This is a genomic window from Cohnella yongneupensis (assembly GCF_042655785.1).
In the GTDB taxonomy this organism is placed as follows: domain Bacteria; phylum Bacillota; class Bacilli; order Paenibacillales; family Paenibacillaceae; genus Cohnella; species Cohnella yongneupensis.
Map to the genome: position 1 here is coordinate 1 of NZ_JBHSNC010000013.1, position 17,141 is coordinate 17,141.

At 51.5% G+C, this 17,141-nt stretch carries 19 protein-coding genes; 12 read left to right on the plus strand and 7 right to left on the minus strand.

What is annotated here, in order from left to right; all coding sequences use genetic code 11:
* Positions 1–184 precede the first annotated feature (184 nt).
* The 6 genes from ACFPQ4_RS04945 (at position 185) to ACFPQ4_RS04970 (ending at position 5,342) form a co-directional block, all read left to right on the plus strand.
* Positions 185–1,333, plus strand: coding sequence for a S1 family peptidase (locus ACFPQ4_RS04945; protein WP_378110670.1), 1,149 nt, complete (start codon positions 185–187; stop codon positions 1,331–1,333).
* Positions 1,334–1,358: 25 nt separating this feature from the next.
* The gene (locus ACFPQ4_RS04950; RefSeq protein WP_378110740.1) at positions 1,359–1,820 is read left to right on the plus strand and encodes a DUF3221 domain-containing protein; all 462 of its coding nucleotides are present in this window, start codon (positions 1,359–1,361) and stop codon (positions 1,818–1,820) included.
* Positions 1,821–1,986: 166 nt separating this feature from the next.
* Entirely contained in the window at positions 1,987–2,580 is a 594-nt protein-coding gene (locus ACFPQ4_RS04955) for a hypothetical protein (protein WP_378110671.1), read from the plus strand.
* A 106-nt stretch (positions 2,581–2,686) separates the two neighbouring features.
* Positions 2,687–3,811, plus strand: coding sequence for an SGNH/GDSL hydrolase family protein (locus ACFPQ4_RS04960; protein ID WP_378110672.1), 1,125 nt, complete (start codon positions 2,687–2,689; stop codon positions 3,809–3,811).
* A 71-nt stretch (positions 3,812–3,882) separates the two neighbouring features.
* Positions 3,883–4,560 (plus strand): response regulator transcription factor, encoded by a 678-nt coding sequence (locus ACFPQ4_RS04965; protein WP_378110741.1) that lies wholly within the window; start codon positions 3,883–3,885, stop codon positions 4,558–4,560.
* A complete protein-coding gene (locus ACFPQ4_RS04970) occupies positions 4,560–5,342 on the plus strand; it encodes a GNAT family N-acetyltransferase (protein ID WP_378110673.1) in 783 nt (260 codons plus the stop codon). The genes ACFPQ4_RS04965 and ACFPQ4_RS04970 overlap by 1 nt, the downstream gene beginning before the upstream one ends.
* A gap of 8 nt (positions 5,343–5,350) precedes the next feature.
* Here the strand turns inward: ACFPQ4_RS04970 and ACFPQ4_RS04975 are convergent, their stop codons facing one another.
* Entirely contained in the window at positions 5,351–5,965 is a 615-nt protein-coding gene (locus ACFPQ4_RS04975) for a glycerol-3-phosphate acyltransferase (RefSeq protein ID WP_378110674.1), read from the minus strand.
* Positions 5,962–7,065: a glycosyltransferase family 2 protein gene (locus ACFPQ4_RS04980; protein WP_378110675.1), complete on the minus strand. Its 1,104-nt coding sequence runs from the start codon at positions 7,063–7,065 to the stop codon at positions 5,962–5,964. Before ACFPQ4_RS04980 ends, ACFPQ4_RS04975 begins: the two co-directional genes overlap by 4 nt.
* 140 nt (positions 7,066–7,205) lie before the next feature.
* Between ACFPQ4_RS04980 and ACFPQ4_RS04985 the strand changes: the two genes are divergently transcribed.
* Together ACFPQ4_RS04985 and ACFPQ4_RS04990 are read left to right on the plus strand one after the other, a co-directional pair.
* Positions 7,206–7,427: a methyl-accepting chemotaxis protein gene (locus tag ACFPQ4_RS04985; protein ID WP_378110676.1), complete on the plus strand. Its 222-nt coding sequence runs from the start codon at positions 7,206–7,208 to the stop codon at positions 7,425–7,427.
* A 161-nt stretch (positions 7,428–7,588) separates the two neighbouring features.
* Positions 7,589–7,849, plus strand: coding sequence for a hypothetical protein (locus ACFPQ4_RS04990; RefSeq protein WP_378110677.1), 261 nt, complete (start codon positions 7,589–7,591; stop codon positions 7,847–7,849).
* Positions 7,850–7,898: 49 nt separating this feature from the next.
* On the opposite strand, the gene ACFPQ4_RS04995 is transcribed toward ACFPQ4_RS04990, so the two are convergent.
* Positions 7,899–8,246 (minus strand): VOC family protein, encoded by a 348-nt coding sequence (locus tag ACFPQ4_RS04995; RefSeq protein ID WP_378110678.1) that lies wholly within the window; start codon positions 8,244–8,246, stop codon positions 7,899–7,901.
* A 136-nt stretch (positions 8,247–8,382) separates the two neighbouring features.
* Between ACFPQ4_RS04995 and ACFPQ4_RS05000 the strand changes: the two genes are divergently transcribed.
* The 3 genes from ACFPQ4_RS05000 (at position 8,383) to ACFPQ4_RS05010 (ending at position 10,779) form a co-directional block, all read left to right on the plus strand.
* Positions 8,383–9,192, plus strand: a complete 810-nt coding sequence (locus ACFPQ4_RS05000) for a GNAT family N-acetyltransferase (RefSeq protein ID WP_378110679.1) — start codon at positions 8,383–8,385, stop codon at positions 9,190–9,192.
* 80 nt (positions 9,193–9,272) lie between these two features.
* On the plus strand, positions 9,273–10,244 hold the full coding sequence (locus ACFPQ4_RS05005; RefSeq protein WP_378110680.1) for a glutathione S-transferase family protein: 972 nt from the start codon (positions 9,273–9,275) through the stop codon (positions 10,242–10,244).
* 34 nt (positions 10,245–10,278) lie between these two features.
* Positions 10,279–10,779: a GNAT family N-acetyltransferase gene (locus tag ACFPQ4_RS05010; protein WP_378110681.1), complete on the plus strand. Its 501-nt coding sequence runs from the start codon at positions 10,279–10,281 to the stop codon at positions 10,777–10,779.
* Here ACFPQ4_RS05010 and ACFPQ4_RS05015 read toward each other — a convergent pair.
* Positions 10,776–11,756: a BadF/BadG/BcrA/BcrD ATPase family protein gene (locus ACFPQ4_RS05015; protein ID WP_378110682.1), complete on the minus strand. Its 981-nt coding sequence runs from the start codon at positions 11,754–11,756 to the stop codon at positions 10,776–10,778. The two genes, ACFPQ4_RS05010 and ACFPQ4_RS05015, sit on opposite strands and share 4 nt — an antisense overlap.
* Before the next feature lie 140 nt (positions 11,757–11,896).
* Here ACFPQ4_RS05015 and ACFPQ4_RS05020 point away from each other — a divergent pair, with 140 nt between their 5' ends.
* Positions 11,897–12,442, plus strand: a complete 546-nt coding sequence (locus tag ACFPQ4_RS05020; RefSeq protein WP_378110683.1) for a glutathione peroxidase — start codon at positions 11,897–11,899, stop codon at positions 12,440–12,442.
* 80 nt (positions 12,443–12,522) lie between these two features.
* On the opposite strand, the gene ACFPQ4_RS05025 is transcribed toward ACFPQ4_RS05020, so the two are convergent.
* The 3 genes from ACFPQ4_RS05025 to ACFPQ4_RS05035 all read right to left on the minus strand — a co-directional run bounded on the left by ACFPQ4_RS05025 (position 12,523) and on the right by ACFPQ4_RS05035 (position 17,137).
* On the minus strand, positions 12,523–13,674 hold the full coding sequence (locus tag ACFPQ4_RS05025; RefSeq protein WP_378110685.1) for a glycosyl hydrolase: 1,152 nt from the start codon (positions 13,672–13,674) through the stop codon (positions 12,523–12,525).
* A gap of 227 nt (positions 13,675–13,901) precedes the next feature.
* Entirely contained in the window at positions 13,902–16,208 is a 2,307-nt protein-coding gene (locus ACFPQ4_RS05030) for an ATP-binding protein (RefSeq protein ID WP_378110686.1), read from the minus strand.
* A 305-nt stretch (positions 16,209–16,513) separates the two neighbouring features.
* Positions 16,514–17,137: an FMN-dependent NADH-azoreductase gene (locus ACFPQ4_RS05035; RefSeq protein WP_378110687.1), complete on the minus strand. Its 624-nt coding sequence runs from the start codon at positions 17,135–17,137 to the stop codon at positions 16,514–16,516.
* Between the last annotated feature and the right edge of the window lie 4 nt (positions 17,138–17,141).

Here is a 17,141-nt window from a genome sequence, read left to right on the forward strand (position 1 = left end):
GATCTATCTTCTTCCATGCGAGCTGTCTTTTAGCGAGCTAAATGACCTTTTGGGACAGCCCCTTTTTGTTCCGTGGAAATGCGCAGCTTTTTCCGTAGAATTGAACATCGAGATATCTTTTTCATTATGGTACCCTTTAAAGGAAATAAATGGTCTTATTTCTAAAGCTGAAAGGGGCATATTTATGAAGAAGTTAGCCATGCTGTTGTTCGTATTAATCCTTACCCTAGTCTCGATGTCTACGGGATTCGCGGAACAGGGAAAACCGATAATCGAGTCGAACCCTGCGTCGTTCGAGGAGGAGAATCGCCAACTTACTGACGCGAGAGCAATCATCGGCGATTATGAGGCGTACGGCACCTTTTACGTGGATAAGGACCGTAGTTTTGTACTGGCGATAGCGAAGCCGGATGCAGGCACGGATCGTATCGCCAAAGCGCTGAAAGACAAATTTTCAGCGCAGAAAGTCCAGATCAAAATAGCGAAGTACGCCACGAAAGAGCTAAAAAAGGTTAGCAGTGAAATTTATGCTAGCTTCTCCGAGCTGGAGAGCGCCGGATCGAATTTAGTCAGCACCTCGATAGACGAAGCGCTTGGGAAAGTAGTCGTCGAGGCCAAAGCTATGAGACCCGAAACGCAGAACAAGCTGCAGCAAAAATATGGCGATATACTCGATATTCGAGTGGACGCGGCTACTCCTGAAGAGGTCGAGACAATTTCCAGAACGGATAACTTTCCGGTTATTGGCGGAGGCATTGCCACTAGCGGCTTTTGCACGTTAACGGCTACCGCGAAGAAAGGAACCGAACGGTATATTATTACAGCGGGGCACTGCTTGAGCGGAAATGGGACAACGGATATCTATCAATTTTCTACGAAGGTAGGCGTCGACTGGGCCAAAGCCGTGTCTCACGATATCGGCCTTATTAAAGTGACGGAATCCGGAAGGAAGATAAGCAACAAAATTCTTAGAAACTCAACGACCGCGTATGACTATAAATATACGGCGACGGCCAATGTTACCCAGGGATCCAGTTACTGCAAAGCGGGGATGGCGACGGGTTATACTTGCAGCGAGGTAATAAGTACGAGCTACAACGGTCTATATCAAGATACGATTAAGCTCAAAAACCCCAACTGGGCTTTCCAGGATAACGGGGATAGTGGCGCTCCTTTGTTCAGTTCGCTTTCCGTCAATTACGTCCTGTTCGGAATTATGTCGACAAAATCTTCGACGAACGATGCGAATGCTTTTGCAACCGCGACGAAAATTAGCTACTTAAACCACTATTGGTCGGATTACACCTTGTACACGTCCGATACCGATTATTAGTATGAGAAGCTTCATCTGTTTGTTGATGGGGATAGCGCTTCTGACTGGATGCGACAACGGCGACGAAGCGAACGGGGGCGCAGGAATGGTAGGTTTTATCGTCAAGAAGGCGACGAACAAAATACTCGTCGTTGCCGCGGATCCGTTGCGCGAGCGCCATTACGATGCCGTTTGGGTGAGGAGATCCGATCACGAGGAACTGCTTATCGGCCAAAAGGTGGAGGTGTTCTTCAAAGAGGACGAAATCGAAACGTCCAACCCTGGTCAAGGCACGGCGAGACGCATTCGCGTATTAGAGGCAGAAACGTCAGGAAGCTCCCGACTAAAGCCGGAGGAAGCGATTAGGTCGGCATTAAATCGAGTTGCCTACTGGGAGATTCCGGTCATTACGAAGGCCGAATATATTTCTGCCGATCATCGATGGATCGTAACGATGTTCGATGGTACGAATGCAGCAGAAGAGGTACAAATTATCGTTAAAGAATAGCGACTCTCGCGACATCGGCGAATGGAATAAGGCGGGTCTAGTTGAGCTAGAGGCACCCTGATGGGTGCCTTTTCATTTTTCATCCTAAGTTTATACAAAATTAAGATTTGTACGATATATTTGAGCTTACAAGGAAACGATAGTGCCAAAAGGAGAGGTTTAGCCCATGAAAAACACAAAAAAAGTTTGGATTCCGGCAATCGCAGGCGCAATGGTGGCCTTGATGTTATTGGCTTATTACTACTATACGAACTCGCTAAATAGCGGCGAGCACTTTCGCCCGAGGCGTCCGGAGGGCGGAGCCTTGTTCACGACGATGGGGACCATTGCTTTGTATGTCGCGGCCGCCGGGTTTTCTTGGTACTGGTTCAAGAAGAAGCTCAAGTCGCCTTCCGCGATCGTACGCTATGTCGGCAGGCTGCTACACAAGGTTCACAAGTGGCTAGGCTGGGCAACGCTTGCGCTAGGCGCAACCCACGGTACGTACTTGCTCGTAACGAGAATCGACGATAACAAAATTTACTCCGGACTCGCGAGCTTCGCTATCTTGCTGTTCTTGGCGGGCTACGGAATATATATCCCCAAAATCCGCAACAAATGGATGCGCGTCGTGCACCGTACGCTTGGGATGGCTTGGGTTCCCGTATTGTTCATTCATGCGGGCGGATCCGTCCTATTGGCGGCGATGGCGGCGGTCGCGGTGAACGGGCTGATTTGGTTGTTCGAGAAACAAGCGGTTGGGGCAACGCAGCGCGGTTGAATCGCCGCCTAGGATGCTATTTTACTAGCTATCGAGTGGTATTAGCTCCCGACAGTTTAAGATAAAATCAGGTTATAAATCCTTAAGCATAGGGGAGCGATAACCGATGAACGACAACAACTTGCAAGTACGCGCGCTAACTGACATCGATCATCTGAAAGTACATGGCAGAACGACAGGGCGTCTGTCGCCGTTGACGTTATTTTGGACAGGCAGCGCCTTGGAGCTCAATGTAACAGGGTCAGAGCTGTGGGTCGAAGTCGAGGCGGATTACAAGACGTACGAGCCATGGATGACTATCGTCATTAACTCCGTCCCCGTAAGCAGATTAATGCTAACGGCGGGAAGGTACTGGGTTTGCTTATTCAGAGGGATGGGCGGGGACACCGTCAAAAACGTGCGTATCGTAAGGGACGTACAGGCGATGAGCGGAGATTCCCGCTGCTCGATGAAGCTTCATGCCTTGAAGGGTGACGGAGCGTTTCTGCCCGTAGCCGATAAAGCCTGCAAAATCGAATTCATTGGCGATAGCATCACTTCCGGAGAAGGAGCCATAGGCGCCAAGCCCGAGGCGGACTGGATCTCGATGTGGTTCAGCGCCACCCGCAACTATACCGCGATGACGGCGGAAGCCTTGGATGCGGACTATCGGGTCATCTCCCAAAGCGGGTGGGGCGTGCTTACGAGCTGGGATAACAATCCGCGCGCGAACATTCCCGACTATTACGAGCAGGTGTGCGGTTTGCTTACGGGAGAGAAGAACGAAGCATTAGGCGCGTTCGAACCGAACGATTTCGATTCGTGGCAGCCGGATTTCGTGGTCGTGAACCTAGGCACGAACGACGGGGGAGCTTTCCATTCGCCGGAATGGAAAGACGAGGCGAATCAAACCACGCATAAACAGCGTCTTAACGAAGACGGTACCTATAACGAGGAAGATATCGGAGCTTTCGAAGAGGCAGCCGTGAATTTCCTCGTTAAGCTTAGGCGGCATAATCAACGCGCGCACATGGTCTGGGCGTACGGGATGCTCGGCACGCCAATGATGCAGGCGATCCGACGCGCAGTAGCGGCCTATTTGGAGCAGACCGGGGATACGAAGGTGTCCGTCGTTGAGCTTCCGAATATGACGGAGGAGACGGCGGGGGCAAGAGCCCATCCGGGCGTAATAGCCCATGAACAGGCGGCTCGGACGTTAACGGAGGCTATTCGGCGGATAACGACGAGTTGAAAACTTAACCGCGATTTAACCTACCGCAAGCTATTATTTTTCTTCACATTGAAATTTGGGCGGTGATGGCGCTGAAAGTATTGGTCGTCGAGGATGGTTTATCGATGCAGAAAGCAATCGGCACGGGGCTAAGAAAATTCGGATACGCCGTAGATGTCGCATCGGACGGAGAACAGGCGCTGCAGCTTGCGGAGGTTAACGAATACGACGCGATCGTGCTGGATTTGAATTTGCCGAAGCTCGACGGGTTAGACGTGCTGCGAGCAATCCGCGAGAGCAACCAGGAGATCAAGGTGCTTATCTTATCGGCGCGTTCCGAGGTAGAGGACAAGATCTCCGGGCTCGACATCGGCGCCAACGATTATATGGCGAAGCCTTTTCACTTCAGAGAGCTCGAAGCTAGACTTCGAGCTTTGCTTCGTCGTAAATTTATCGTAACGAACACGCAGGTGTCCCACGGACACCTAAAAATCGATAGCGCGTTAAAGCAAGCCTACGCGAAAGATAACAAGATCGACTTAACCAAGAAGGAATACGGTATTCTGGAATATTTGCTACAGCACAAGGATAAGGTAGTGAGCGCGGAAGAGATTATGGAGCACGTATGGGACAGTCAAACCGACTTGTTTTCCAACTCGTTCAAAGTCCATATCAATTCGCTCAAGAAGAAGCTAGCCGTACACCTTGGCGATCAGGAAGTGATCAAAAACTTACGGGGTATCGGCTATTTTATCGCGGAGGGGAGCTGATGCGGGTGAATTTCGAGCCGTGCCTAATGGATGACGTTCAGCAACTCATGCAAGATTATCTTCGGGGTTTGTCCTCTCCGTTCGACTCTTTTCTGGAGGAGCATATTGTTTCGTCGGCTTTCTATCGGATTACCGAGGAGCCGGGCGAGATGGGCTACTTCGCGATTCACGAGAACGGGCTTCTGACGCAATTTTATATCCGGCATGCTTTGCAGATGCACGCTCAAACGTTGTTCGACAGGGTCATCGAACAGTACGCCGTAAAGTCTTTATTCATACCGACAGGCGATGAGCTCTTTGTCAGCCTAGCGTTGGACAAATCTTATGTCGTGAACAAGCAGGCGTACTTTTTCCAAGATAGCGGTACCTATACGAGCGGAAGCCGGGTGCGGGATAACGAGACGTTCCGGCTTGCCGTCTTGGATGATCTGGAGCAGATTCAGCGGGTGTGCGGGGATTTCCTCGACGCCTATGAGCGGCGAATAACGAGCGGGGAACTCTTCGTCTATTATAGGGAAGCTGATTTACTCGGCATAGGGATCGCCGAGCGATCGAAGCTATTGCCGGGGCTAGCGAGCATAGGCATGTTCGCGAACGAGGCTTTCCGGCGGCAAGGGGTCGGGACGACGATCATCGAAGCGCTCCGGCAATGGTGCGCCCAGCACGGGATCCGGCCGATCAGCGGCTGTTGGTATTACAACGACGGCTCGAAGAAGACGTTGGAGAAAGCCGGAATGGTCTCTCGGACAAGACTACTGAATATAACGACGCACCTAGGTTAATTCTCCGGTTACCGTCGGCGCTCACGCTCAGCCCTCATAATCCTGGTAAGCTCGACCCTATGCGTATACGCCAACAGGATGATGCTGCCCAACCACACCCCTAATATCGGTCCCGCATACTTCCAACCATACAAGTACGCGCCGACTACCGCCATACCGGCAACTACCTGAAGCGCGTCCGCTTGCCTAGAGGGGAACGCTCCCTTAATGAGTAAACGGAAGATCGCTACTAAGATTGCCATCGTCACGGCATAGACCAACGACGCTTTGAACCCCGTTAAAGCGCTCCATACACCGAAAGTAACGGCAATCGCTTTGCCCCCTTTTCCCCGTAAGAAAGGCGAGAACGCATGTCCCGCAATCGGGGCAAGAGCCAGCGGCACGATCGCATAACCGTCCGCGTAATCCATGAACAAGAGGACGGGCGCGTACCCTTTCATAAAGTCCAATACGATGCCGATCAAGCCGAATTTCATGCCGGAAGCTTTCCATAGGTTCAATGCCCCCGGATTGCCGTCGCCGACGGAAGTAATATTCTTCTTAAGCACAAGGCCCAGCCAGTAAGAGAACATGAGGGAACCGGATAGGAACGCGCCAACGGCGAGCAGACAGACAACGATCATCGGTCCCTTTTACCCCCCACTTGAATGTGTCGTCCTTTCCAAGCTACGCGCCTCAGAACAACGACTTGATACAGCGAGTACAGCATTATGACGACGAAAAATAACGAAGACAGCGCGTGCAGCACGGGAATAAGGACGCCGAATTTTCCTACGTACCTAATGAAATACGCGATCTGCAGCATATACAACGCATAACCGATCCATAAGGGCCATGCCCAAGCGTTGCCGAGCAAGAAGAGCGCGGATGAGGAAACGAGCAGTCCTAGCGTCCATAAGGCGGTCGGAACGATCGTCCAAGGGCGGAGAGTCGAAGTGCTTAACACGGCGCCTTTGCTGAAGCCTTCGAGCTCGCTCCGAATGCCGTGCGGATACATGCGGAACGAGACGAGACCGTACCCGATATAATTCGTGACGGGAATGCCGGCCTCCATAAATTGAGACCCCAGGAACAAATCGTCGAGCACTTCCGATTTGATGCTGGAATGTCCGTTAACCCGCTCGTAATCGTCTCTCGAGGCCACGATGCAGGCACCGTACAGTCCTTTGCTAGCATTCGTCCGCTCGAACGGAGAAGTGAAGGCGAACACGCCTAGTATATTCGTGATCATGGCTAGCTTCTCGTATAGGCGAACGGTGTGATGATAAGGAACGACCGAGATAACACCGGACTTTCGCTCCATCGCCTTCATCAAGGAGGCTAATGCGGTGGGTGCCAGACGAATGTCGGCATCGAGGAAAACCAAATGATCGCCGGCAGATCGGGTATACCCGTTCCATACCGCCCAGTTCTTGCCCGTCCACCCGGGCGGGGGGCTAGTTCCCGCGATTACGGTTACCCCATAGTTTTCGGCGATTTGTCTGGTGCGGTCTTCCGAGCAATCGTCCACGACGATGATTTCGAACGGGTGAAGCGTCTGTTGCAGGAGGGATTCCAGGAGATGGGGCAAGTTGATTTCTTCGTTCCTGGCCGGAATGATGACGGAGAGCTTGAGGGGCGAATCCGAGCTAGGCCCCTGATAAGAAGGTAGCCTGTTTCTTCTGAAGAGAATGAAGCCGCACGCGCATCCAAAGACGATTACGAATAAGATTACGAACCCCATCGTTATCACTCCCTGCTTGTATTCCAATATATGAGGGATACGAAGCGAACAACCTCATTTTCATTATACGGCTAATACTTACCAAATAGTTAAAACAGATCCAGCATTCCGTCGTCGAATTAGAATCGCAAATTCAAGAAGTGTCCGCGTCGTCGCGTCAAATTTCCAGCGGAGCGGAGCAGACGATCGCAGCGATGGACGACATCTACCAAGTCGTGGAAAATAGCGCGGCGGCCACGCAGAACGTATCTTCGGCGGCGCAGCAGCAGCTTGCTTCCATGCAGGAAATCGCGGCGTCTTCGGAATCCTTGTCCAAGATGGCCATCGAGCTGCAAGAGATGAACGAGAAGTTCGTGATTTAACGCTGTCCCAATGCAATAATCGCCGAAAGGCACCCGATCGGGTGCCTTTCGCATGAATAATAGCGATATTTTCATAGATTACACATAGGTAACAATACATGAATACGCGATTAACAATACGCCGTTATGATGTAACAAAAGACGCTAAGGAGCGAGTTAAATTGATAACGATAGCCACCGGGCAACGGGAACCCGCCAAATTACCCGAATTTCGCATCAGCAACAGCGAGACGATGCAAAACAAGCTAGTGTACCAAATCCGGACGGGCAATATGGACGCCAACGGGCTGAACCGACTACAATCCCAATGCATGAACGAGCTTCACCAGCTTCGCTCCGAGCTTGATGAACTACTGCAGGAGCTACGCGAGATCGCCAATCCAACCGGTGACCATAAGAACAGGGAACGCATCGCTGCCTAACGGGCTCGGATGCGTTTTTTTATTGGCTCTGTAAACGAAGGACAACTCGTTATTTCTCCCAAAGCTCGACCAATCGACCGTCAGGATCTTCAATCCAAACAAACTTTCCAAATTCGCTGATCTCTGGTTTCTTTGCAAGAGGTACACCTATATGTTCAAGATGCTTAATAGTTTCGTCTAGATTATGTACTTGGAAATTTAACATTACTTGTTGTTCTGTTGGAAAATAACCGTCGTTCTCGGTAAAGAAAGAAAAGATAGTCTCATTTCCGGATTGGGGCGTAATCACGGTCCCATTCCAATTTTCTATTTCAATTTTCAACGCTTCGCTGTACCATTTTTTTATACCTTCAAGATTTTTAGTTCTCCAAAATATGCCCCCAAAGCCTTTAATCATCGTATCTAACTCCTATCCGTTATCATATTTTAACTACCCGATAGTAGTAGAATTCGAGATTTATATTTAAGTTCCTTTTTGAGAAATTTGGGAGCGCCGGCTGATAAAATAGAGAAAAGAGAAGGAGTGATTGTCTTTGGCAGCCCACACTGATGCACTGCAAGCAGCGATTCGCGATAATATGGTCCAGTTCTACGTCGAAATCGGGACAAGCAATCCGCAAGTCGAGTATGTGCATGACGACCGGATTACGCTGTATATGACCGGGATTCCGTATCCGATGTTGAACCGCGTTATTGAAACAAGGGTAACCTCCGTTCCAGAGCTATCGGACCAGGTTCGCGACACGGCAAATTACTATCGGCGAAACGATATGCCGGCGATCTGGCTGAATTGGTCGCTTAACGAACCATCGGAGCTGCCGGGGTTGTTAGAAGCTCAAGATTTTCAGAAGATAGGTACGATGCCCGGGATGGCGCTTCGGTTACGGGATTTAGCTCAAGAGAGAGCTGACATTCCGAATTTCGAAGTTAAGCAGGTATGCGATAAAGACGATCTCGAACGGTATGCTCGAATCGTGCAAGCCGCGTTCGGATTTCCTGAGGTCGTATCTCAGGCTTTTCAGCAATATTTTATGGGAGTCGGTTTCGGAGAAAATGCGCCGATACGCCATTATCTAGGCTGGCTTGACGGTGTTCCCGTTGCTACGGTAAGTTCATTCGTCCATGACGGTACGGTCGGGATTTATAACGTGGCGACTCTCGAAAGCGCGCGCGGAAGAGGCATAGGCGGAGCGATTACCCTGCATCCGCTACTCGAGGCAAAAGCGATCGGCTGCGAGGCCGCCATCTTGCACGCAACGCCTCAGGGCTATCCCGTCTATAAGAAAATAGGGTTTCAAGAGCTTGTCCAAGTGGAGATGTACCTGATGCAGAAGGGGTTGTAGGAGAAGCTGGCGCGCGTTTGGCAATCCGCTCTCTATAGATGCATAATAGAGGGAGACTGGGTAAAAGGAGATGTGAGCTTTTGAACGCAGAAATCCACCAAGACGGCTCTTTCAATCGTCAGGTAAATAGGTTCACGACGTCATTCGGAGAGCTTCCGGGCGAGCTACCCGTTCAAGCGGGGCTATATCGTCTCATCTGGTGCGCCGCGTGCCCGTGGGCGCACCGGGCCGTCATTGTCCGCCAAGTGCTGGGGCTGGAGAGCGCGATTAGCTTGGGAACGGTGAGCCCGATGCGGCCGCGACTGCCTCGCGTCGATTGGGAGTTCGCATTAGACTCGGACGGAGTGGATCCCGTTCTGGGCGTTCGGTATATAAGCGAGCTCTACTTGAATGCGGATCCAGACTATTCGGGAAGACCGACGGTTCCCGCGATTGTCCGGATCGCCGATCGGAGCGTCGTGAACAACAACTACTTCAAGCTTACGAACGATTTTGAAACCGTCTGGGCTCCGTATCATAAGAAAGATGCCCCGGACTTGTACCCGGAGCATTTGCGCGCCGACATCGATGCTTTGAACGAGACGATTTTCCGTGAAGTGAATAACGGGGTGTATAAGTGCGGCTTTGCGCAGTCACAGGAGGCGTACGAACAAGCTTACGATACGCTGTTCGCTAGATTAGACGCGCTGGAAGAGCTGTTATCCGGCCGACGGTTCCTGCACGGGGATTATATTACGGACTCGGACGTTAGACTATACACGACGCTAGTTCGCTTCGATGCCGCCTACTATACCGCGTTCCGGACGAATCGCAGCCTGATTCGCGAATTCGCGCATTTGTGGGCTTACATTCGCGATTTGTACCATACGCCGGGGTTCGGCGATACGACGGATTTCGATGCGATCAAACGCCACTACCACCTATCTATAACGATTAACCCGGACAAACCGGAAGTCCATCTGCTGCCCAAAGGACCGGATCTATCGGCTTGGGATATTCCGCATGACCGTCATCGGTTGAGCGGGCAAGAGGGCAAGTACCTCATTCGCTAGAAAAGTCGAGAACAAGAAGGGGGCGAATAGACGCATGAAAATACGCGAAGCCAGACAGGATGAATTGGCGCACGTTCGGGAGCAACGGATCAAAGCTTATCTTCCTTATGCGCGGCTCATTCCGGAGGGTCATTGGAAAGCGTTAGAGGGATCATTGGCTTCCGAAGCCGATCAACAATCCGGCGCACGGCTTTTCGTGGCTGAATCCGGAGGCGAACCGGTAGGCAGCGTAGTGTTGTTTCCGGCCAAGTCGGATGCCTATGACGGACATATCGAAGCCGTGGACTACCCGGAAATTCGGATGCTTGCCGTGCATGAGGACTACCGGGGGAAGGGTGTTGCCTCGGCACTGGTCACGGAATGCATCGCGCGAGCGCGAGCCGAAGGGCATCGTTATATCGGTTTGCATACCGGCGAGTTCATGGAACCCGCTATCCGGTTGTACGAGAGAATCGGATTCGAGCGGGTGCCGGAGAACGATTTTCAACCCGCGGGCGACGGGGTTAATGTGAGAGCGTATAGGCTACCGATCTAGAGCCGCGAATAGCGGCTCTTTTGTATGTTGCTTACAATCCCGTCGGTGATCGGCAGAGTTAACCGGTTCATGGCATACAATACGCCTCCGGCGACAGGCGGCAACTTCGGTTGTACGACGTTGTACCGCCTGTTGTTGCCTTGCAGCAGCGTTTCGCTGACCGTTCGAGCGAAATAGGCGCTATTGATCACGCTTCCGATGAACGCAACGTCGACCGTATCGTTAGCAAAAGAAGCGGCCAGCAACTCGATTCCGACTTTGATCTGGCTAATGGCGCGGTTACATACTTTTATAGCGAGTGAGCTTCCATGCTCGGCTGCTTCCGTTACGGTCGGCGCGAACCGTCCGAATAGTTTGTCTCGCTGTTGCCGTTCTTCCGTGAACCCTTGCCGCGCCAGCTCGAACAGATCAGAAAGAGACTGTACGCCCCAGTGTCGCAGCATAGACTGAACGAGCGACTCGTCGGTTTCATCGGTGTTGCCGGCAAGCACTTCAAAGACGGCATCGTAGGCGATGAATCTGGCGGCACTGGCGGCATAATGATGGAAGTCGTAATTACGCAAATACTGCCCGTTCTCGTTAATGCCGACGACGATGGATCCCGTGCCCGAGATAACGATGATCCCGGGATTCGCGAGATGTGCTCCATAATGCGCGACTATGGCGTCGTTAACGTGCCACTTGGGACAGGCCAACCCGGGTAGTTCGGTGAGAGGCACGATCCATTCCAGGTCGGATTCCGAATCGTATCCGGCGATCCCCGCCCCGACTCCTCTAACGTGATGCCTTTCTTTTCCCGCCAACTCCAATGCTTCCGCTATTGCCCCCTGGACGTTATGCGATGCGTTTCTGTCTCTATAGACGGACGCGGATCCCTTCTCGCAATAAGCCAGCACGTTGCCAAGCAGATCGCAAACCATGACCCTAGTGCGGGTCCCGCCTCCGTCGATTCCGATGATTACGTCTTCCGATAACATCTGCAGCGCCTCGCTTGTTGGTAGTTGGATGGCATATTGGTGATTCCTATCAAGACTATCCATTTTATATATTAGACCAATAAGTGGTAGGGCTCTATGATGTAAGTATATCAAACAGACGCCCAAAGGAGGCTATCCCGATGTCGATCTATGATTTTCAAGCGAATGCCATTGGAGGCGAGTTGGTTAACTTGTCCGTCTATCGCGGCAAGGTTTTACTCATCGTCAATACCGCTAGCCGGTGCAGCTACTCGCGTCAATTCGCCGATCTACAGCGGCTTTATGAGAGCTACCGCGAGCAGGGGCTCGAAATTCTCGGATTTCCGTGCAATCAGTTCAACGCGAAAGAGCCGGGCGGCAATTCCGAAGTGCGGCAATATTGCGAGAGTACCTTCGGCGTGACGTTCCCGTTGTTCGAGAAAATCGAGGTGAGAGGCTCCGATGCGCACCCTTTATATCAGTATTTGACGCGGCAAGCGCCGTTTCAAGGCTTCGACACTGGAACCGTTAACGGTAAATGGATGAACGATTTTCTGAAGGATAAGTATCCGGATATTTACGAAGGAGACGGGATCAAGTGGAACTTCTCCAAGTTCTTGATCGACCGCAGCGGGCATGTCAAAGCTCGCTTCGAGACGACGGCGGAGATCGTGGAGATAGAGCCGGTCGCTAAGTTATTATTATAGGATTATGAATGGTGAGGGGAGTCTTGGGTATGAAGAAGGGCGCTCTAGGCGAGCGCCCTAATCCCGTCAAACTATTAAATTCAAAGCTTCTTGAAGTCCGGTAACTCATCTAACGTAATTACATAATCGTGATTGTACACTTTATCGACGTATACGGGAGTATTCTGTTCCATGATGTGAATCGTATGCCAAGTCATGAACCAAGCCCATTTGGCGCCGTCTTTAATCATTTCGTCCGGATCCGGAATCGGGCCGTTCTCATGATAAACGATCGGCATCTCGGTTCCGATGGATTGAGCCAACTTGTTATATTTGGCGACTTGAGTTCCCTCGCTGTAATTGTCCGCGCCGATAATATCTACGTAATCGTCGCCCGGATACCAGCCATCCTTAACCTCTCCGCTATAGCCAAGCACCCAAATCAGGTTGTTCAATCCGTGGACGTTAGTATAGCGGTCGTACATTAAACGCCATAGCTTAATAAAGTTTTCGGAACCGCCCTTGCCCCACCAGAACCAAGCGCCGTCAAATTCATGGAACGGCCTCCACAGCACGGGAACGCCGGCGTCTTGCAACTTCTTCAATTCCTCCGCGACTCTGTCCATCTGGGCGAGCATGCCTTGGTTTAACTCCGTGCCCGGAGTGAGCGCCTCTTCTAAATCTATCGTGCCTTTGCTGGATTCGTACCCGACGCCGTTGGGTGGGGTGCCCCAATGCCAGCAAATCGTGACGATACCGCCTTCTTGCTTCCACCAATCGATAGCCCGCTGGGTAACCCCGTCGAAATCCTCGTTGATGTAATCCAGCCCGCGAATGGCAGGCAGCCTGCCGGTTATGTCCTTAATATAATTCATTTCGTAATCCGGAGTACCGTTCCAAGTGGATTCCTGTTGACCGCTAATCGTGTAATCCCCATGAATGTCACGAATATAGTTATATAAAATATTGGCTTCTTTCGTAGCTTTCGGATTCGATAGATTGTTCGTTTCGGACAAAACGATGTCCGGCGACACGATGGAAATTTCCTTCGGTTGTTCGCTAGCTAATGGCTGAGATTCCGTCGGCTGCAAGCTGGTTGCTTGCTGCGTTTGGGTAGGCTCGGAGTTGGCGGGCATTGTCGCTTTCACGGAGGAGTCACCTGCTTTGTTTTTATCGTTATCGCTGCATCCCATCGGAATTGCCATTAGCAAACAGATGGTCAAACAAAAACTGACGAAAGGCGTTTTGTTCATTATTTTCCCCTTTCTTCTTCTTCTTCTTGGTTCTTTAATTATAAGAAGCGCGATTCCTAGAAAAAACCTTAGTAAGAGGAGAGATTGCGTGTAAGCATACTGAGCGGTATATCGTATTAGAGGGGTCGATTGCATAAAAAAACCGAAGAAAGCAGGCGTAAATGACAAATGCACCCCGCTGGGGTGCATTTAATTTCTCCATTATGTTGATTACGTTGAGCGAAATATTACAAACCTCCTAGAGGCAAGCATACTTCTACGCACGTCCCGCGGCCGAGCTCGCTATGGAACGTAATCGTGCCGCGGTGATTGGCGATGATCTGCTGGCTGACCATGAGTCCTAGTCCGTTGCCAGTAACCTTCTTGGTGAAGAACGGCTCTCCTAGGCGACGAAGCTCTTCCGGCGCGATGCCGCAGCCCTCGTCCGTGACTTTGACAATAAAGCTCTCGTTCGGCCGATGAACGATCTCGATCTGAATTACGCCACCGTCTTCCATCGCTTCCATGGCGTTTTTCAAAATGTTGAGGAACACTTGCTTCAGTTGATTCGGCTCGCAGATCAGCTTCGGTACTGGCTCTTCCGGGAACGCGGTAACGAACTGCACGTTGCTCATGTTCGCCTGGGAATCCAAGAACAAGAGCAGGTCTCCGACAATCCCGGTCAGATCCGTCGGCGTAAAGCGGCTGACTTGGGGTTTGGATAACACCAGAAACTCGCTAACGATGAAGTTGATGCGGTCGAGCTCGGACATCATGATATCCATGTGCGCCGGCGAGAGCGTGCTCTTCTGCTTCATAAGCTGGACAAAGCCGTGCAGCGTTGTAAGCGGATTGCGAATTTCGTGCGCCACGCCCGCGGCCAATTGGCCGATAAGGCCAAGCTTCTCCGAACGGCGAATGACTTCTTCCGATTGTTTCCTCGCCGTTATATTACGGGATATCGTGGCGATCGCCATAATCGCCCCATGCTCGTCGCGAATGCCAGATACGGTGATGCTAAGGTCGATCGGCCGACCGTTCTTCCCGTACCGGATCGTTTCAAAGTCGGCGACCGGTTCGCCTTGAAGGACACGAGCGCGAATATCGGCGTCCTCGGCATGTAACTCGCGCGGGATATTGTCCAGGCGTTGCCCGACAAGCTCGGCGCCTGGCCAGCCGAACATCGACTCGAACGCTTTGTTAACGGATAGGACGTTGCCGGCGAGATCGATAACGTGAATGGCGTCGGACGTATTGCCCACGAACGATTCCAAGTATTCCTTCATGCTTCGCAGCTCTTCGGAGGTTTCCTTAATCCGGCTCGTATACTGGTGAAGATTGCCGGACATCAGGTTCACGCGCGATGCGAGCATCCCGAGCTCGTCCTTGCTCTTCACGGTTACGGTCGTCCCGAAGCGGCCTGCCGCGATTTCGTTCACTTTGCTAACGATACGGTTCAAAGTCTTCACCATGAACCCGGATAAGATGTAGCTAGCGATTAGAGTAGTGAGGATAAGGCTTAGCGAAATCAAGGAATGGTCGATCAACTGGCGTCTGAGCGTCTGGTCGATCACCTTGCGGTCAAAGCTGACGCTAACGACGTAGGGTTTGTTGCTGACGATCGGAAGGAAGCTCTTGATGACGCTTTTTGTAACCGTATGTCCGCTCTGCTGCTCGATCGTTACGTCTTCGTTCGAGTTGATCGTCGTTCCTTGCTCGGTAGCTAGCCTAACGCTGCTGGCATCGTTCGTTTCGCTTTGCAGATTATACGTCCCGAAAGGTACTTGCCGCACGTCGAGGTTTTGGATGCGCTTGCCTTGCTTCACCCTCCAAATGGTCGGCTTGCCGAAAAACTCCGGATCGATTCCGGTAATCTCGAGAATGTTAGGGTTACTGCGTAAAATCGATCGGATGACGGCGTTCGTGCCGCTGTTCTCCTCGAAGTCCAGAACGGGCTTGGCGTCTACATACGGATTGATCATATAATCCGTCGTTCCGTCGAAGTAGTCGCCCCACTTATTGATTTTGGACGGATCGGAGGTCGCGAAGTTAATCGGTCCCGTCCAGTAGTGAGACTGGCGCTCTCCTTCTTTGACGGTCAGTACGTCGTGATAATCGAACAACTCGTTAAAAGCCGTGAACCAGAAGCTCCAGGGTTTAGAGCTCATGCCTATCTCTTTGGGAGCGGACGATTTCGCCACGACGATATCTCCGTCTTGACGTCTTGTCCATAGCGTAATGCCGTCGACCCCGAGTTTTCTGCTTAAGGATGCAAGCTGCTCGTTCGTTACGTTATCGATATGGGGGTCCAGCTCTTGCTTCGCGGCAATGGCGGCGAGATGGATTTTGTCCCCGAGAGCGTCTTCCATATGTTTTCTGAATTGTTCGGTTGATTGCACCGAAGCTTTGATCTGCAGAGCGACGTCTTGCATTTGCTGCCTGGCGTTATGCTGCATGTTCTGTTTAGTAGAGTAATAATAGATCGATATATTGAGCGATAATATGATCGTCACGAAGACGGTGATGAGCAAAGTGAGCTTGGTACGAATGGACACGGAACGTGCCTCCTGGCGCAAAGGATGCGGTTCTAGTTGGTTATCTAAATATTTCGACAGAATACGACATAATCCTTTCGAGATAACAATGAAACAAGGCATCCTCGGTCATATTAAATGACCGAGGGATGCCCCAAATCGGAATCAAGAATTGAAATGCAAATTGGAATGAGAATCTAATATTGTCCGGTTAGCGCAAGACTATAGGCGGCGACCTCATATACAGAGGCAGCACAAAAACAGCGGAACAGGATATTCCCTGTCCCGCTGTCTCTATGGAGCGTTCACCCAGCGAACGTCAACGATTAGAAACCGGCTGCTGCCGTTGCCGTTGCTTTCAAGCCTTCGGAGATAATCTCCGCGGAGCGATCCTTGAATTGGTTGTGACCTTCGATAATGACTTCCTCGGTTTGGATACCGAACAGTCCGAGCGTCGCTTTGATCGGTCTGATCGCTGCTTCCATGGATGCCATCGGCTCCGTGGAGTAGACGCCTCCGCGTGCGCACAACAGCGTCACTTTTTTATCGCCTACGAGCCCGACCGCGCCTTTATCCGTATACGTGAACGTTTTGCCGGCCTGCGCCAAGTAAGAGATGTAGCTGATAACCGGCGACGGGGCGGTGAAGTTCCATAGCGGGAATGCAAGGACGACCTTGTCCGCCGCCAAGAATTGTTCCAGGTAGCGATTCGCGGTATCGGCAGCGCTTTGTTCCTCCGGCGTCAGGGGATAGCCTTGAGCCAGTTTATAATTTCCAGTCATTGCGTCGTTGCCGAAGTGAGGAATGTTGTCCTCGTAAAGGTCCAGTTCGGTAACGGTGTCGTTAGGGTGCGCTTCTTTATAAGAATTCAGGAACGCCTCGTACATTTTAACGCTAACCGCCTGATCGGCGGGTCTGTCATTTGCTTTAACGAATAGGATGTTTGCCATGATG

Excerpts from the sequence above, each read along its gene's own strand:
- ACFPQ4_RS05025 (WP_378110685.1), bottom strand. The coding sequence starts at position 13,674 with ATGAACAAAACGCCTTTCGTCAGTTTTTGTTTGACCATCTGTTTGCTA.
- ACFPQ4_RS04960 (WP_378110672.1), top strand. The coding sequence starts at position 2,687 with ATGAACGACAACAACTTGCAAGTACGCGCGCTAACTGACATCGATCAT.
- ACFPQ4_RS04995 (WP_378110678.1), bottom strand. The coding sequence starts at position 8,246 with ATGATTAAAGGCTTTGGGGGCATATTTTGGAGAACTAAAAATCTTGAA.
- ACFPQ4_RS04980 (WP_378110675.1), bottom strand. The coding sequence starts at position 7,065 with ATGGGGTTCGTAATCTTATTCGTAATCGTCTTTGGATGCGCGTGCGGC.
- ACFPQ4_RS04975 (WP_378110674.1), bottom strand. The coding sequence starts at position 5,965 with ATGATCGTTGTCTGTCTGCTCGCCGTTGGCGCGTTCCTATCCGGTTCC.
- ACFPQ4_RS04955 (WP_378110671.1), top strand. The coding sequence starts at position 1,987 with ATGAAAAACACAAAAAAAGTTTGGATTCCGGCAATCGCAGGCGCAATG.
- ACFPQ4_RS05015 (WP_378110682.1), bottom strand. The coding sequence starts at position 11,756 with ATGTTATCGGAAGACGTAATCATCGGAATCGACGGAGGCGGGACCCGC.
- ACFPQ4_RS04950 (WP_378110740.1), top strand. The coding sequence starts at position 1,359 with ATGGGGATAGCGCTTCTGACTGGATGCGACAACGGCGACGAAGCGAAC.
- ACFPQ4_RS05035 (WP_378110687.1), bottom strand. The coding sequence starts at position 17,137 with ATGGCAAACATCCTATTCGTTAAAGCAAATGACAGACCCGCCGATCAG.
- ACFPQ4_RS04970 (WP_378110673.1), top strand. The coding sequence starts at position 4,560 with ATGCGGGTGAATTTCGAGCCGTGCCTAATGGATGACGTTCAGCAACTC.
- ACFPQ4_RS04945 (WP_378110670.1), top strand. The coding sequence starts at position 185 with ATGAAGAAGTTAGCCATGCTGTTGTTCGTATTAATCCTTACCCTAGTC.
- ACFPQ4_RS05010 (WP_378110681.1), top strand. The coding sequence starts at position 10,279 with ATGAAAATACGCGAAGCCAGACAGGATGAATTGGCGCACGTTCGGGAG.
- ACFPQ4_RS05020 (WP_378110683.1), top strand. The coding sequence starts at position 11,897 with ATGTCGATCTATGATTTTCAAGCGAATGCCATTGGAGGCGAGTTGGTT.